11 protein-coding genes are annotated in these 16,571 nt (G+C 44.7%); 10 read left to right on the forward strand and 1 reads right to left on the reverse strand.

All coding sequences use genetic code 11. The features are described from left to right. Positions 1 to 10 precede the first annotated feature (10 nt). Both BUA56_RS11310 and BUA56_RS11315 read left to right on the forward strand, forming a co-directional pair. The gene (locus tag BUA56_RS11310) at positions 11 to 2,122 is read left to right on the forward strand and encodes a glycoside hydrolase family 36 protein (protein ID WP_072851738.1); all 2,112 of its coding nucleotides are present in this window, start codon (positions 11 to 13) and stop codon (positions 2,120 to 2,122) included. A gap of 20 nt (positions 2,123 to 2,142) precedes the next feature. Then, complete coding sequence (locus tag BUA56_RS11315) at positions 2,143 to 2,376, forward strand: hypothetical protein (protein ID WP_072851740.1); 234 nt, start codon at positions 2,143 to 2,145, stop codon at positions 2,374 to 2,376. 139 nt (positions 2,377 to 2,515) lie between these two features. Here BUA56_RS11315 and BUA56_RS11320 read toward each other — a convergent pair whose 3' ends face one another. Continuing rightward, the gene (locus tag BUA56_RS11320) at positions 2,516 to 2,728 is read right to left on the reverse strand and encodes a hypothetical protein (RefSeq protein WP_072851741.1); all 213 of its coding nucleotides are present in this window, start codon (positions 2,726 to 2,728) and stop codon (positions 2,516 to 2,518) included. A 164-nt stretch (positions 2,729 to 2,892) separates the two neighbouring features. Here BUA56_RS11320 and BUA56_RS11325 point away from each other — a divergent pair, with 164 nt between their 5' ends. The 8 genes from BUA56_RS11325 to BUA56_RS11360 form a co-directional block, all read left to right on the forward strand. After that, positions 2,893 to 3,597, forward strand: a complete 705-nt coding sequence (locus BUA56_RS11325) for a gamma-glutamyl-gamma-aminobutyrate hydrolase family protein (RefSeq protein WP_072851743.1) — start codon at positions 2,893 to 2,895, stop codon at positions 3,595 to 3,597. A gap of 146 nt (positions 3,598 to 3,743) precedes the next feature. Then, positions 3,744 to 4,046 carry a DUF6506 family protein gene (locus BUA56_RS11330; RefSeq protein WP_072851745.1) on the forward strand — a complete coding sequence of 101 codons (303 nt, stop codon included), beginning with the start codon at positions 3,744 to 3,746 and terminating at the stop codon, positions 4,044 to 4,046. A 360-nt stretch (positions 4,047 to 4,406) separates the two neighbouring features. Further along, positions 4,407 to 6,539 (forward strand): glycoside hydrolase family 36 protein, encoded by a 2,133-nt coding sequence (locus BUA56_RS11335; protein ID WP_072851747.1) that lies wholly within the window; start codon positions 4,407 to 4,409, stop codon positions 6,537 to 6,539. Between the two features lie 87 nt (positions 6,540 to 6,626). Then, positions 6,627 to 7,913 carry an ABC transporter substrate-binding protein gene (locus BUA56_RS11340; RefSeq protein WP_072851749.1) on the forward strand — a complete coding sequence of 429 codons (1,287 nt, stop codon included), beginning with the start codon at positions 6,627 to 6,629 and terminating at the stop codon, positions 7,911 to 7,913. Between the two features lie 113 nt (positions 7,914 to 8,026). Next, entirely contained in the window at positions 8,027 to 8,872 is an 846-nt protein-coding gene (locus BUA56_RS11345) for a carbohydrate ABC transporter permease (RefSeq protein WP_084067879.1), read from the forward strand. Positions 8,873 to 8,884: 12 nt separating this feature from the next. Further along, entirely contained in the window at positions 8,885 to 9,715 is an 831-nt protein-coding gene (locus BUA56_RS11350; RefSeq protein WP_072851753.1) for a carbohydrate ABC transporter permease, read from the forward strand. Next, on the forward strand, positions 9,716 to 11,956 hold the full coding sequence (locus tag BUA56_RS11355; RefSeq protein ID WP_072851756.1) for an alpha-galactosidase: 2,241 nt from the start codon (positions 9,716 to 9,718) through the stop codon (positions 11,954 to 11,956). Then, the coding region (locus BUA56_RS11360; RefSeq protein WP_207650930.1) for a LamG-like jellyroll fold domain-containing protein at positions 11,953 to 16,571 on the forward strand (4,619 nt) is incomplete at its 3' end. The genes BUA56_RS11355 and BUA56_RS11360, both read left to right, overlap by 4 nt.

Genomic DNA, 16,571 nt, shown 5'->3' on the forward strand with positions numbered 1-16,571 from the left:
GGGCAGAAAAATGGCAGTGGAAATATTAAAAGAATATCATCTGGGAGACATGACAGTCAGATATCTTACAGACTCGGAAGACGGACAGACAGGACTTATGCTGCTGCCTCTTGAGGCGGCCTATTATAAAATGCCTGAAAAAGATATGAATATGGAATCCCTGGTTCAGTTTAAGCTGACCGGAGATATCTATAATGAGGCATATGCAATGGGGGCCTCTATGAGAAACGGAGAGTCTGTCCGAAGACTCCGGTACCACTCACAGTCATGTGAGACAGATAAGGGAGGTATAAGGATAGATACTGTTCTCAGGGATGACCGCATGTATGAGGTGACACACCATCTGGAATGGAAAGAGGGGATGCCTTATGTCAGGATGTATTGTACTTTTGAAAATAAAAGCCAGGCATCCTGTAAGCTTGAGATGATGGAAAGCTTTTCTTTGGGAGGCCTTTCGCCTTATCTGGAAGGGGATGGACATGAGTGCCTGAACCTGCACCGGATACGGAGTGTATGGAGCCAGGAGGGCCGGCATGAAGTGATCCCGGTGGAAGACCTGCAGCTTGAGCCTGCATGGGATCCCCACGCCGTCCGCTGTGAAAGGTTCGGGCAGGCAGGTTCTATGCCCGTGAATAAGTTTTTTCCGTTTGCAGCCATAGAAGATTGTAAAAATCATATATTCTGGGGCGCACAGATTGCGCACAATGCTTCCTGGCAGATGGAAGTTTACCGGAAGGATGACGGACTTGCATTAAGCGGGGGGCTTGCAGACAGGGAATTCGGGCACTGGATGAAGGAAGTACGGCCGGGAGAATCGTTTATTACGCCGCAGGCTATTGTAACTACAGCCTGCACGGATTCCTTTGATCTTTTTACCGGGCGGCTTACAGAAGCGGCGGTGGAAAATATGGAGGAAATGCCAAAGAGCGAGCAGGAACTGCCGCTGGTCTTCAATGAATACTGTACCACTTGGGGGAATCCCTCCCATGAAAATATCATGGAGATCATTGAAAAGATAAAGGGAAAAGGTTTCCAGTATTTTGTGATTGACTGTGGCTGGTACAAGGAGGAAGGAATTCCGTGGGATATCAGCATGGGAGATTATGAGGTGTCAAAAAACTTATTCCCCGGCGGACTGGAAAAAACAGTAAAGGCAATCCAGGATGCAGGGATGATCCCGGGACTGTGGTTTGAGATTGAAAATGTTGGAAGTGCGTCCCGGGCTTATCATCTGGAAGAACATTTGCTGCACAAAGACGGAGAAGTCCTTACCAGCTATTTCCGGCGTTTCTGGGATATGACCGACCCGTGGGTAGAAGAATACCTGACGGAAAAAGTAATCGGTACTCTGAAGAAATATGGTTTCGGATATATGAAAATAGATTATAACGAAACCATTGGAATCGGATGTGACGGAGCAGAATCTCTTGGAGAGGGGCTGCGCAGGAATATGGAAGCATCCTTCCGTTTCATTGAAAAAGTGAAAAGAGAGGTGCCGGATATTGTGCTGGAGAACTGCTCGTCCGGCGGACACCGCCTGGAGCCGGGATTCATGTCACAGATGAGTATGGCGTCTTTTTCCGATGCACATGAGTGTGTGGAGATACCGGTTATCGCAGCGAATCTGCACAGGGTCATCCATCCCAGGCAGAGCCAGATATGGGCGGTTATCCGCACAGATGACTCATTGAAGAGGATTGCATACTCAGTGGCTGCAACATTTCTGGGAAGGCTTTGCATCTCTGGTGATGTTACCGGACTTACAGGCGAACAGTGGGAAATATTGGAAAGAGGTATGAGCTTTTATCAGAAAATTGCACCTGTGATTAAGGAGGGGCAGTCGTATCTTTATGGTTCGCATATAAGAAGTATGCGGCACCCAAAGGGATGGCAGGCATTGGTAAGAGTAGGCAGAAATGGAGAGGCTTATGTGGTACTGCACACATTTGATGGGGAGCTTCCTGAATGGATAGAAGTTACACTGCCGGAAACATGTCCGACGCAGATACAGGAAGTCTACTCTGATACTCCGGTGCAGATTGAGATAAAAGAGGGCATATTAAAGTATCGTACAAATGAGCCTTATAAAGCGGCAGCAGTAATGCTGACGGCATACGAATGATGAAAAGGGGAGAACCAAAGATGGAACGTAAAGTAACTGTACAATTCAGAACATTGAAACGGGCAAAGGAATTTGTTGACAGAATTAGCCCTCTCAATTGTGAAGTTGATATGCTGTTCGGTAAGACAGCGTTAGAAGCCAGATATTTGGATAATCTCGCCGGACTTGACATGGGAGTTCCGCAGAGAATACTGATTTACGGTGACAATGTGGAAGTGATGAGGGCCGAAGAGGTTGTAGCTGAATATTTGTAACAAGAGTAAAAATTATAATTTTAAGTATCACAAACAAAATATTGGGGTCAGGCGAAGGCAGCCAGTATTCTTATGACAGGTCAGCCGGCAATCACGCACACAGTTCGTAATTTGGATAATGAGCGTGGATGCCGGCTGTTTATGCATAGTAAATAGTGGTGTGGAGCTTATGCCGAAGAGGCGTACTCCCTTTAACAATAAAGTCTGATGCACCTGTGCCGTATTTTGCAGCAGTGATAGTCTTGATATACTGATTGGAATAGACATCAATAATCATCTGCCAATAGTTTTGTCCGAGAAAATCTACCGTTGTATTTTTCTTTTTTTGTTTTACAAGTTCCTTTACAAGCATCTGAATATCATCCGATGCTGTATCTCTTTGCGTATCGAATTTTAAGAAAACCAGTTCTTAATTATTTGTTGCAATCGTAAGCAGTATCTATTATAATGAGTGCGGGACAATGAGGTTCGGAACAGGACTTCATTGTCCTTTTTGAATGGATTGGAGGAAAGATTATGAGCAGACCTATTATTGGTGTCATACCCTTAGTTGACATGAAAAAGAACAGTTATTGGATGCTTCCCGGCTATTTGGACGCACTGTTAGAGGCAGGCGGCACACCCTTCATGCTTCCCCTGACTTCGGATCTGGCTATTCTGGAACAGTTGAGCAGAATGTGTGATGGATTCCTTTTCACTGGCGGGCAGGATATATCACCGGACCTGTATGGAGAAGCTCCCCTGCCATCCTGCAAAGAGTGCTGCAGACCGCGGGACGAAATGGAAAAAAGTCTTTTCCGTTTGCTGTATGAACAGAACAAACCTGTTTTAGGAATCTGCCGAGGCATACAGGCCATCAATGCCTTTCTGGGAGGTACACTTTACCAGGATCTGCCCATGCAGGCGGCCTCCAGTGTGGAACATCATCAGTCCCCTCCCTATGACAAACCAGTACATAAAGTGGAAATCATAGAGGATACCCCACTGTTCAAACTCCTTAACCAGAAAGAAATTTCTGTGAATAGTTATCACCATCAGGCAGTTAAGAGCTTGTCCCCTAACTTAAAAATGATGGCCTGCTCCCCTGACGGCATCACAGAAGCGGTATATGCACCGAAGAAAAAATATGTATGGGCTGTCCAGTGGCATCCTGAATTTTCCTACTTAAAGGATGACATCAGCAGAAAAATTTTTAGAAGTTTTATTGAAGCAGCAAGATGAGGCGTGGAAATCCGGGATTGTGAATGATGGTGCTTTGCGATAAAATAAGGGGTAAAGGAAGATATTTTTTGGAACTAGGATATGATGCAATCGTGCGCAGAAGCGTTATAGTTTAGGTATGCGCCTAACGAAAGGAGAAGATTTTTATGTTTGAATGTGCTTTTATTTATGTAGCAGATGGACTCAATCCAGAGAGACAGAGGGCGGTCATCCCGTCTGATACAATCAATATGAATGTAATCGGAGTGAAGAATTACGAAGAGGCGGAGGCAGTAGCGAAAGAGATGGCGGAAAAGGGCTGTTCCGCGATTGAACTTTGTGCAGGTTTCGGTAACGAAGGTATTTATAGAATAAAAAAAGCAGTTGGTCCTAAAGTCGCAGTGGGAGCTGTAAAATTTGATTTCCATCCCGCATTTGGTTTTAAAAGCGGAGATGAAATGTTTCAATAAATCGTAAAGATAAGTTTACTTCTATTGGTTGGATGGAGGCGAGGTTACGCATCTATATAAGACGTGTTGTATTGTGTGAAATTACCGGGGTGGATTAAAACAATAAGTAAAAGAGCTGGGTGAAGCGGCAAATCATTAGATGATTTGCCGCTTTTTTCAAAGAGCATACCAATTGTTTCAACCCTTAAAAAGTATGGAAGGCGGGCTGCTTGTCCTGGCTGCAGGATTTTTGACTTATTCCTATTTCCATACAGGTTAAATATGCGGCAAAAATACAAGCCAATCAAGCATTAATGCATGGAGCAGCATATCCTTGTATGTTAGACTCAGACTATATTTCATAAAGACAGGAGGAGATATATGCGTAAAATTATAAGGGAATATAGGTTGGGGGATATGCAGGCATATTATATAAGTACTGAAGACCAGAGACAGGTTGAGCTTCTGCTGATACCTGCAGGAGAAAAAATTGACATATCCAAAATGGGAAATAATGGTTTTGATTCTATGGTACAGCTAAAACTTGTGGGGGACATCTACAATGATACTTATGCAATGGGCAATACCATGCGTAATAGTGAGACAGTGAGGCGGCTAAAATACGTAGAACAGGTAGTTCAGAAAAGTGGAAACAAAACAGACATAAGTACTTATCTAAGTGATTCCAGAGGTTATGAAATCATCCATCATCTGCTTTACAAAAAAGGCACACCGTATTTAAAGGTGTACTGTGAATTTAAAAATCAGAGCGAGGAAGCGGCGGTATTAGAAATGTTTGAGTCGTTCTCACTAAGCGGCATCTCTTCTGCATTATTTTCAGGGTCAGAAGAAAGGATGCGGCTGCATAGGATCAGGAGTGTCTGGAGTGCAGAGGGAAGAATAGAAAGCATCCCACTGGAGGATTTACAGTTGGAGACAGCGTGGGACCCTCATGCAGTAAGATGTGAGAAGTTCGGTCAGGTAGGCTCGATGCCGGTGAATAAATTCTTCCCGTTTGCAGCCCTTGAGGATATGGAAAACCACATATTCTGGGGTGTGCAGATTGCGTGTCCTGCATCCTGGCAGATTGAGGCCTACCGGAAAGAGGAATCTCTGGCATTAAGTGGAGGGCTTGCTGATCGTGATTTTGGACATTGGTATAAGGAAATCCCCAAAGGCGGGGAATTTTCTACACCAAAGGCAATTATAAGTGTCTGTAAAGGGGACTCTGTTGATATACTTTCGCACCGGCTGACTGCGTATGCATTGGAGGGACTTGAAAACGCCCCTTTAATAGAAAAGGAGCTGCCTATTATATTCAATGAATATTGCACTACATGGGGGAATCCCTCAGCGGAGAATATTGGGGAAATCTTGAATGCGATTAAGGATAAGGGCTTCAGCTATTTTGTGATTGACTGTGGATGGTATAAGGAAAAAAATATACCGTGGGACGAAAGCATGGGAGATTATAACGTTTCCGGAGAACTGTTTCCGGAAGGCTTGGGGAAGACTGCTGCCGATATAAGAAGGGCTGGAATGGTGCCGGGGATATGGTTTGAGATAGAGACTGCCGGCAGGGCGTCGGAAGCTTACCATATGGAAGAACATCTTATAAAAAAGGACGGTAAGGTGCTGACCAGTTATGCAAGGCGGTTTTGGGACATGCGTGACCCGTGGGTACAAGATTATCTGGAAAAAAAAGTAATCAGACTGCTTAAAATGTATGATTTTGGATATATGAAGATTGACTATAACGAGACAATCGGCATAGGGTGTGACGGAGCAGAATCCCTCGGGGAAGGGCTGAGACAGAATATGGAATGCAGCAAAAGGTTTATTGAGCAGATAAAGAAGCAAGTTAACGGGATTGTATTAGAGAATTGTGCGTCGGGAGGGCACAGGCTGGAACCAGGTCTGATGTCCCAGATGAGCATGGCCTCATTCTCCGATGCCCATGAATGTATCGAAATACCAATCATTGCGGCCAACCTTCACCGCGTTATCCACCCGGCACAGAGCCAGATATGGGCAGTAATAAGAAAGGGGGATTCCATACAGAGGATCGTATATTCGCTGTGTTCCACTTTCTTAGGAAGAATGTGTCTGTCAGGGGATGTCACAGAACTCTCACAGGATCAGTGGAACATGATCGAAAAAGGCATGGGGTTTTATAAAAAAATCGTTCCTGTAATCCGCAAAGGGTGTACATACCGTTTTGGATCGGATATAAAAAGCTACAGACATCCTGAAGGATGGCAGGGAATTGTGAGGATAGGGGAACAGGGGAAAATCCTGGCTGTCCTGCACACCTTTCGGGGAATGGTTCCCAACGAGATAGAGATTACGATCCCAGAATATTCCCAGGATAAGACATATTCGATTTTGGAGGTCTATGCTGAGGATAGCAGATGCATCAGGGTTGAGGGGGGCAGTATCATATATTATCCATCAGAAGAACTGGAGGCAGTGACAGTGCTGATACAGTGTAGGACGCATTTTTCCATGCAATGAACGCAAATACACATTACCAATTTTTAGGCATTGATGTATGATAATGGCATGAAACAAAGAAAAAACACTTGATTAAAGGAGGTTTCTATGAAAAGGAAGTTAGTAAGCGTACTGTTGTGCGCAGCAATGATTACAACATTGGTGTCTGGATGTGGCAACAAAAATATATCCTCGGATGAGGGGACAAAAAAGGCAGAAGAATCTGGAGGAGATGTAACAATCAGTTATGCATGCTGGGATTCTAACCAGGCCAAATTAATTCAGACAGTAGCGGATGAGTTCGAAGAGGAGAATCCGAATATTAAGATTGATATACAGGTAAATGGCTGGGATGACTATTGGACAGGTCTTGAGGCAGCGGCAACCGGCGGTTCACTTCCGGATACCTTCTGGATGCATTCCAACAATATCTATTATTATGGTTCCAATGACCAGCTTCTTGACTTGACAAATTATATTGAAAAAAGCGATCAGGTAGACCTTGCTAATTATCCGGAAGGGCTGGGTGAGATTTACAATATTGACGGGAAACAGTATGCGATACCAAAAGATTATGACACCATCGCACTCTGGTATAATAAAACATTGTTTGATGAGGCAGGACTTGCATATCCGGACGATACATGGACATGGGACACTTTAAAGGATGCGGCCAAGAAGCTGACAAAGGATGATAAATCTCAGTATGGGTTCTGTGCCGGCCTGCATAACCAGGAAGGCTACTATAATTTTGTATACCAGAACGGCGGGGAGATTATCACAGAGGATAAGAAGTCCGGGTATGACAACGAAAAGACAGTACAGGGGATTGAAGAGTATTTCAGCTTTGTAAAGGATGGGCTTTCACCGGAGATTTATGATGACCAGGCAAGGGCAGAGGCAATGCAGAACGGTCTGTGCGCAATGGGGCTGTTCGGATCGTGGAACTTGTCCGGGTTTGCAACTACAGATTTTATGAAGGAAAATTTTGACTGTGCCGTACTTCCCTCCGCTAACGACGGAACCCGTTCAACTATCTTCAATGGACTTGGGAATGCTATTTCGGCAACGACCGAACATCCGGATGAAGCATGGAAGTGGGTGGAGTACTTAAGCAGCAAAGAAGGCCAGGAGAGACAGGCAGAGCTTGGAACAGCTATTTCTGCATATGAGGGGACTGCGGATAAATTCGCAGAGGCTTATCCGATGTTCAATACACAGTGCTACATTGACATGGTAGAATATGCGCAGATTCGCCCGTATTCAAACCAGACAAGCGTTTGGGAAGATAAGGCATACGAATTGCTGAAAGGCGCATATGCGGGAAAAGAGGATACAAAGGTGGCATGTGAGAAGACAGCGGCAATGATGAATGAGGCGTTAGACGCTGAGTAGTCAGGCGTTATTATAATGCGGCAGTGGAACTGCCGCATTTTTAACAGGAGTGGATAACAGTGAAGAATAAAGTGAGTAAAAAAACAAGAAATGAGTGGTGTTGGGGTTGGTTTATGGTAGCACCTACAATTGTTGGACTAGTGGTTCTGAATATCATTCCTATATTCCAGACTTTATATCTGAGCTTTTTCAAAAGCGGGGCATTTGGAAAAGGTAATGTATTTGTGGGACTGGAGAATTATAAAACAATGATTCAGGATGAACAGGTCTGGTATGCAGTAAGGAATACGCTTGGATATACCTGTCTCGTAGTCCCGGTTACAATTGTCATTGCACTTTTGATGGCAGTTGCGCTGAATGGAAAGTTAAAGGGGAAAGGTATTTACCGGACCATCTACTTCATACCTATGGTGGCCGCTCCGGCAGCTGTCACAATGGTATGGAAATGGTTGTACAATAGCCAGTATGGATTGATCAACCATGTCTTGAACAGCTTAGGCATTGAGAAGATGAACTGGATTGACAACCCAAAGGTCGCGTTGATCTCTATTTCTATCATAGGGATCTGGAGCACTATCGGATACAGCATGGTACTGCTCCTGGCAGGCCTGCAGGAAATCCCAAGGGATTATTATGAAGCATCCAATATTGACGGGGCCAGCAAGGTAAGGCAGTTCTTTTCCATTACGGTTCCCCTTGTATCTCCTACACTGTTCTTTGTCTTAGTGACAAGCATTATTACGGCAATGCAGGTGTTTGATGTAATTTACATGATGATAGACGTGACCAGTCCGGCTTATAACAGCACTGTCTCACTTGTTTATCTGTTTTATAATAATTCGTTTAAATATTCAAATAAGGGATATGGTTCAGCCATCGTTATGCTGCTTTTGCTGATTATTATGATTATTACGGTCATACAGACAAAGCTTCAGAAGAAATGGGTCAACTATATGTAAGGAGAGAGCAAAATGAAGAAAAAGCAAAATATTTCAACCATTTTATTACATATTGTGTTAATCATAGGCGCATGCATTATGATTATGCCATTTTTATGGATGGTATTGACTTCGTTGAAAACTGTCAGTGAATCGACTTCTATGAACCCATTTATCTTTTTTCCGGAAACATTCCAGTGGGAGAATTTTCAAACTGTAATCCGGCAGAATGATTTTCTCAGACTCTACTTTAATACATTTGCAATGATGTTTTTCAGAGTTTTGTGTGCGGTATTGTTCAGTGCCATGGCGGCCTATGCATTTGCCCGCCTCAGTTTTCCGGGCAGAAATTTCCTGTTTGGTCTGGTTCTCTTCCAGATGATGGTTCCGGCGCAGATATTCATTGTACCACAGTACCTGATGGTGGATAAGATGGGGCTGAGGAATTCCATATTTGCCTTAGTGTTCCCGGGTCTGGTCAGTGCATTTGGAACCTTCCTGCTTAGGCAATTCTTTATGGGGCTTCCTAAGGAGCTGGAGGAGTCCGCAAGGCTGGACGGATGCAATATTTGGCAGACATTCTGGAAGGTAATGCTGCCGCTTACCAAGTCAGGGCTGGTGGCTTTAGGGATATTTACGGCACTTTTTTCTTTTAAGGATCTCATGTGGCCGCTCATTGTAAATACCAATTCAGATGCAGCTACCTTATCCTCAGCCCTGGCGAAGATATCCAGTGCATATTCTGTAAATTACCCACAGCTAATGGCTGCGGCTGTATTGGCAATCTGGCCGATGCTGTTGGTTTATATCATATTCCAAAAGCAGTTTATCGAGGGAATCGCTACATCAGGAGGGAAGCTGTAAATGGCCATTATTTATTCAGACACTTCTAAAGAAATACATATCTTTAATGACCAGATTAGTTATATCATCCAGATTCTGGATAATGGAGAACTGGGGAACTTATATTATGGGAAGAAGATAAACCATAAAGAGGATTTCTCCTATCTTTTAGAAGGCGGACTGCGTTCCCTGGCAGTGTATACAAAAGACAACGATTATTTTATGAGCCCGCAGTATACAAAAATGGAGTACCCATGTTCAGGAACCGGCGATTTCAGGGAGCCGGCATTCGAGATTAAACAGATAAACGGAAGCAGGGTGGTATGTCTGGAATATGCCGGACATGAAATTTATAAGGGAAAGAAACAATTAGAAGGGCTTCCGGCAACCTATGCAGAGGAGCCTGAGGAAGCAGATACTATTGAGATTCTGCTTACAGACGAACTGCTGCAGCTGGACTGTATTTTGTCTTACACGGTCTTCCGGGACTATCCGGTTATTGCCAGAAACGTAAGGTTCCTAAACAGAGGAGAAGAACCGGTGGTCCTTGAGCGGGTCTTAAGCGCCAGCGTCGATCTGCCGGATGCCAATTATGAAATGGTGAGTCTTGCAGGGGCTTGGGCGAGGGAGCGCCATGTAAAAGTGCGGAAGATCGGGCAGGGAGTTCAGGGCACCGGAAGCAGGAGGGGCTGCAGCAGTGCCGAGTATAACCCGTTTCTTGCGCTGAAACGCCCAAATACAACGGAAAATGCAGGAGAAGCCTTAGGATTCAGCCTCGTCTACAGCGGAAATCATCTGGAACTGGCAGATGTTGATACCTGCGATATGACCAGGGTTCAGATTGGAATCCACCCGGAAGGTTTCGAATGGACTTTGGATAGCAATGAGTCGTTCCAGAGTCCGGAAGCAATATTAGTTTATTCTGATCAAGGACTGAATGGGATGAGCCAGGCTTACCATAAGCTGTACCAGACGAGGCTAGTCAGAGGCTATTGGCGCGATATCCCAAGACCTATTCTGATCAATAACTGGGAGGTGACAGGCGCTGATTTTACGGAAGAAAGTGTGCTGGGAATAGCAAAAGCTGGCAAGGAGCTTGGCATCGAACTTTTTGTACTGGATGACGGCTGGTTCGGGAGTCGTGATGATGATGTTTCGGGACTGGGGGACTGGTATGTAAAGAATTATAAAAAACTGCCCAATGGAATAGAAGGGCTTGCAGATAAGGTAAAGGCGTTGGGAATGAAGTTCGGGCTTTGGTTTGAGCCGGAGATGGTGAATAAAGATTCGGACCTTTACCGAAAGCATCCGGATTGGATTCTATGTGCGCCGGGGCGGTCTCCATCGCCCAGCCGGAATCAATACGTTCTGGATTTTTCCAGGCAAGAAGTAGTGGATTATATCTATAATATGATGGAAAAGGTACTGGGCAGCGCAGAGATAAGCTATGTAAAATGGGATATGAACCGTTATATTACGGAATGCTACTCGAACAGACAGACGCCGCAGGGACAGGGAAAAGTCATGCATCAGTATATCCTGGGAGTGTACCAGCTGTATGAAAGGCTGATAGCAAGGTTCCCATATATTTTGTTTGAATCCTGTGCAAGCGGCGGGGCAAGATTTGATCCGGGCATGCTGTACTATGCGCCCCAGACATGGACCAGTGACGATACGGATGCCATGGAAAGGGTAAAAATCCAGTATGGCACATCCTATGTATATCCGGTGTCTGCTATGGGGGCCCATGTCTCAGAAGTGCCGAACCAGCAGGTGGGGCGTTCCACACCGCTTAGTACGAGGGCGAATGCCGCAATGTTCGGTATCTTTGGATATGAAATGGATCTTAATAAACTGACACCGGAAGAAAAGGAGTTAGTAAAACAGCAGATTACATTTGTTAAAGAACATAGGAAACTGGTTATGCAGGGAAGCTTTTATAGGTTGTCCAGCCCTTTTGAAGACAATGACGGTGCCTGGATGCTTGTGTCGGAGGATAAAAAGGAAGCGCTGGTTGGGTATTACCGTATGTCAGGTGTGCCAAATGGGCCGTGGAAAAGGCTCTGCCTTATCGGGCTTGACAAAGATAGGAAATATACAATTAATAAAAATAAGGAGGGATTATATGGAGGTGACGAGCTGATGAATGCAGGCATGGTAATCAAAAACAGCAGCCTTTGTGCTTGCGGCGGTGATTATAGTTCAGGTGTTTATTACATTGCAGACCATAAATCTAAAGACGAAGGAGGATTGCAGGGATGAAATGCAAAAAATTAATGACATTTAGTCTGGCTGTGATATTGGCAGTGGGTGCGCTTCCCTACGCAAATGTATCAGAAGTACATGCAGAGGAACAGGCGCAGCTGCCGGAAGCAGTTTACTTCTGGGATTTTGAGGATGCCGGAGAGACAGAGGAAGCACTTCAGGGAACTGCCAGGATATCGGAGGATTCGGAGAAAAATTCTAATGTGCTTGATTTGGCAGGAACAGGCGCAGGAACTTCGTATATGACACTTCCGGAAGATGTATTCTCTGATGTGACAGAGGGGCTGACAATCTCAATGTGGGTTAGGCCGGATGCTTCTTCAGGTGCCTATACCAAATTATTTGATGCCTCAAATTCCCCTCTGGGAGAGACGGAGAACGGCGGGAATAATTGGTCTTCACCGGATTTCGCATTAGCGGCAGGCGGTAATGTTTATGATGTTACGCTATATGTAGGGGAAGCGGGTCAGGCTACCAAAAGCAAATCAAAATTAAAGTATAAGCAGAGCCTGACTCGAAATAAATGGCAGTATTATACAGTTTCTTTAAGTAAAGATTCTTTTTCAGTTTATGTGGACGGGCAAAAGGCTGAATATCAGGATGCCGTAGACGGCACAAAGGCGATTAGCGAGGTGCTTCCTGAATTCTTTGCGGAAGGATATCCCCAGTCCCTGAAGTATGCAGCTCTGGGACGTTCCTTCTATACTTCAGATAAAGACTTTATAGGTAAAATGGATGATGTTGCAATCTATAATAGTGCATTGTCAGATGAACAGGCAGCGGCATTATACGAGAACATGAAATTTGAGTATCAGGAGAAGGAAGCTGCGGAAATCTATAAATGGGATTTTGAGAATGTAGATGGCAAAGATGCAGGGAATGGAGCTATGCTGGAGGGAACTGCAGAGATAACTGAAGACAGTGCAAAATTAAACGGCAGTAAGGTGCTTTCCCTGAAAGGCGGCAAAAATGGGAGCAGTTATATGAGTCTTCCGGAGGATATACTTTCTAAGACAGGGGATAAAGGATTTACACTGTCTATGTGGGTGAAAGCAAGCTATGATACGGGCTCTTATACAAGATTATTTACTGCGTCAAACTCTGAACTGGGGGCGACTCAAGACGGTGGCAATGGCTGGACATCACCAGACTTTGCACTGGTGACAGGGGGCAATGTATATGATACTACAATTTACGTTGGCGAGGCGGGAAAAAGTACTGCCAATGCCACAAAGATAAAATACAATACACACCTGGCGAAAAGTGCATGGCAGCAATTGACGGTCAGTGTCAGTCCAGAGTCATACAGAGTATACATTAACGGTGCAGAGGTGGCATACAGTGATGCGCAGCAAGGGACAAAAAGTGTCAGGGAGGTGCTGCCGAACCTGTTTGATGAAGGATATCTAGAAAGCCTGACCTACAATGCACTCGGCCGTTCTGTTTACGGTTCTGACGATGATTTTGAGGGGCTGATTGATGATGTGATCATCTATGAAGGCACAATGGGGGCAGAACAGGCAGCGGCATTATTTGCACAGTATGAGGGCATGGATACCACCGCTCCGGCCGGAGATCTGGTGGTAGATATGGCACAGAAAACCGGAGAGATTAAACACGGAGCTACGGGATTTTTGTATGGCCTTGGTGCGGATAATGTACCAAATGTGAATCTGCTTACCGGACTGAAGCCCAATATTAATGAGCAGAATGCGCCTCATGGACTGCAGCACCCAAGCGGTGACGTGCTGGAGGTTGCGGATACATTCCTTGAAGCAGGAGGAGACTCCATACAGATAGCATGTCCGGATATTCACGCGGAGTGGCCGTACGAGCCTGAAAGTCAGGACATGCAGGAATATTCTAAAAAAATAAGAAAGATGGTTCAGGATGTCAAAGATGCCGGACTTTCGGATAAAGTAGTCTATGTTCCGTTTAATGAGCCGGACGGGCAGAGGTATAACAATGATATTAATAAGAATGGCAGTAAGCAGTTTTTGCAGGACTGGCTGACAATCTATAACGTAATCAAAGAAGAAGATCCAAATGCAAAAGTTGCGGGAACTAATCTGACAGGCTATAAGGCTGGGCACACAGAGACATTTATGAAGTTCTGCAAGGAAAACAATTGTATTCCTGATCAGTTTACCTGGCATGTGCTCAACGATGGAGAACTGTCAAGATTTTCTAAAAATGTGGCACAGTTTAGGGAATGGGAAAAGAAATATTGGCTGGATACAGGATTAGCTGATGAGGAGTGTGAAATTGTCATCAATGAATATGGTAATTTTACAGATACCGGGGTACCTGGAAGGCTGACGGCCTACCTTGGGGCCTTCGAGGATGAGAAGGCAAGTGCATGCCTTGCATACTGGCATATATCCAATAACTTATGTGATATAGCGGCGGATAATAATGAACCAAATTCAACGTGGTGGCTGTACAAGTGGTACGGTGATATGTCTGGTGAGACTTTGAAGATGAATGTCCAGGGAGCCTCCAAGGCGGAATTATACGGTGTCGCAGCTCTGGATGATAATAAAAAAATAAGCACAGTCATCCTTGGAGGGCGGGACGGTGATGTGAATCTTACCTTGCAGAATGTGGCAGGGACAGAAGCATTTAAAGACGCCCAAAAGATAAAAGTTAAGTTAGAACAGACCAATTTTACAGGGATTAACGGTGTATGTGACGAGCCGGATTTGATTTCAGAACAAATCTGCGCAGTAGATGATTCAGGAAATGTAGAAGTTGTAATTCCAGACGCGCAGGAAGCTGCTGCATATCATGTCACCCTGTCCCAGGCGGCAGACGACGCAGAGCCTGGAATTCTGACTTCAGGCGCCTGGAAGCAGCTATTCGAAGCAGAGGACGCGCAGTTTGCCGGCAATGTAAGGGAAGTCGCAAAGGATAAAAAATATCCGTGTTCAGGAAGAGGACAGGCGCAGTATATAGACAATCCGGGAGACAGCGTAACATTTACAGCTGAAGTGCCGGAAAGTGGTTATTATAAATTTGATATGGTATATGGCGCTGCTACTGGAAATAAGCCGAACGACACTTCAAATAATAATCCGAAAAACGCGATCCAGACACTTCAGGTGAATGGGGACGAACCGGTTAAAATGACACTTGAAAATACATTATACTGGTTTATGTCCGGTATGCATACAGAGTATGTGTATCTGAACCAGGGCAGCAATACGCTTAAGGTAGAAGCCACAGACAGCGAGGGAAAGGCAACTTTGGATTGTATGTATCTTACTTATGTGGGAGCGGATGAGACAGCTGTTGCAGCCAGAAGAAATGTAAAGATATTTGAAGCTGAGCTAAGCGATTTTATTACATTGGGAGAGCAAAGCTCCACAACAGTAACAACACAGAACAGCATTTCGGGATACTCGGGGGCAGGCTATGTTACAGGTATGAACACACCGGTTTCAGAAGGCGGAGGCATACGGTTCAATGCATTTGTATTTGAAAACGGCATGTATGATGTAACAGCTCGCTGCTATACCGCAGGAGGAAGCACGATCGGATATTATCTGGATAATACCAATCTGACCTTAGGAAATAGGGCCACAGAAGCAGCGGTAGGTGGCAGTGACCAATGGCAGGATATCACAGTGAGGATGTATCTGCAAAAGGGCATGAACATTATAGATTTAGATGCTGCTGATTCGGAACTTGCGGTAGATACACTCACAGTGAGCAGGAATGATGATGGAACAAACACTACTATAATTGAGGCAGAGAGCTGTGCGTTGGCGGGAGATGCGGCTATAAAAGAAAACCCATTTGCAGCGGAAGGAAAATATGTTTCACAGATGCAGGGAAACAGTGCCGGCGAAAACAGTCTGACAGTAACCTATCACGCAGAAGAAGCCGGTACATATAAAATGGCAGTCTATCAGTCCAATAAGGAATTGTTTGGAAACCATTCTTATAATGCACAGATGGTTGACCGCTATGCCACGGTTTCTGTCAATGGCGGGGAACCATTTAACGTATTCTTCAGGAATACATATAGTGATGACAGCTTTAAGTCCCAGGTGGTAACACTTGACCTGCAGGCAGGAGACAACACGATTCAATTCTACAATGATGATACCAGAGTCCTGAAGAATGGGGTGGGCGGAACAAATACTTGTACCAATTATACTCCGAATTTTGATAAATTTGAAATAACACCAATCGTAGAAAATGCAGAGGAAGAGAAGAAATTAACGGGAATTACGGTGACTCCCCCGGACAAAAAGGAATACTTGAAGGGAGAAAGCTTAGACCTGACAGGAGTTATAGTGACTGCATACTACGGCGATGGATCCAGCGAAATAATAACAGAAGGTTATGACATAAGCGGATATGATCCGAATAAGACAGGAAGCCAGTTGATTATGGTGACTTATAAAGGCAAGACTGCTGATTTTCAGGTCGATGTAAAGGAAAAGGTACAGAGCGGCTGGGTACAGGACACAATCGGATGGAAATATAAAAATGCTGACGGAAGCTATGTATCCCATAGTTGGAAACAGATTGATGGAAAATGGTATTACTTCAAGGAAACAGGGTATATGGCGACAGGCTGGCTGCAGGAAGGAAAGACGTGGTA

It is taken from the genome of Lactonifactor longoviformis DSM 17459, assembly GCF_900129135.1.
In the GTDB taxonomy this organism is placed as follows: Bacteria; Bacillota; Clostridia; order Lachnospirales; family Lachnospiraceae; genus Lactonifactor; species Lactonifactor longoviformis.

Coding starts and splice junctions, on each gene's coding strand:
- BUA56_RS11310 (WP_072851738.1), top strand. CDS start 11: ATGGCAGTGGAAATATTAAAAGAATATCATCTGGGAGACATGACAGTC.
- BUA56_RS11315 (WP_072851740.1), top strand. CDS start 2,143: ATGGAACGTAAAGTAACTGTACAATTCAGAACATTGAAACGGGCAAAG.
- BUA56_RS11320 (WP_072851741.1), bottom strand. CDS start 2,728: ATGCTTGTAAAGGAACTTGTAAAACAAAAAAAGAAAAATACAACGGTA.
- BUA56_RS11325 (WP_072851743.1), top strand. CDS start 2,893: ATGAGCAGACCTATTATTGGTGTCATACCCTTAGTTGACATGAAAAAG.
- BUA56_RS11330 (WP_072851745.1), top strand. CDS start 3,744: ATGTTTGAATGTGCTTTTATTTATGTAGCAGATGGACTCAATCCAGAG.
- BUA56_RS11335 (WP_072851747.1), top strand. CDS start 4,407: ATGCGTAAAATTATAAGGGAATATAGGTTGGGGGATATGCAGGCATAT.
- BUA56_RS11340 (WP_072851749.1), top strand. CDS start 6,627: ATGAAAAGGAAGTTAGTAAGCGTACTGTTGTGCGCAGCAATGATTACA.
- BUA56_RS11345 (WP_084067879.1), top strand. CDS start 8,027: ATGGTAGCACCTACAATTGTTGGACTAGTGGTTCTGAATATCATTCCT.
- BUA56_RS11350 (WP_072851753.1), top strand. CDS start 8,885: ATGAAGAAAAAGCAAAATATTTCAACCATTTTATTACATATTGTGTTA.
- BUA56_RS11355 (WP_072851756.1), top strand. CDS start 9,716: ATGGCCATTATTTATTCAGACACTTCTAAAGAAATACATATCTTTAAT.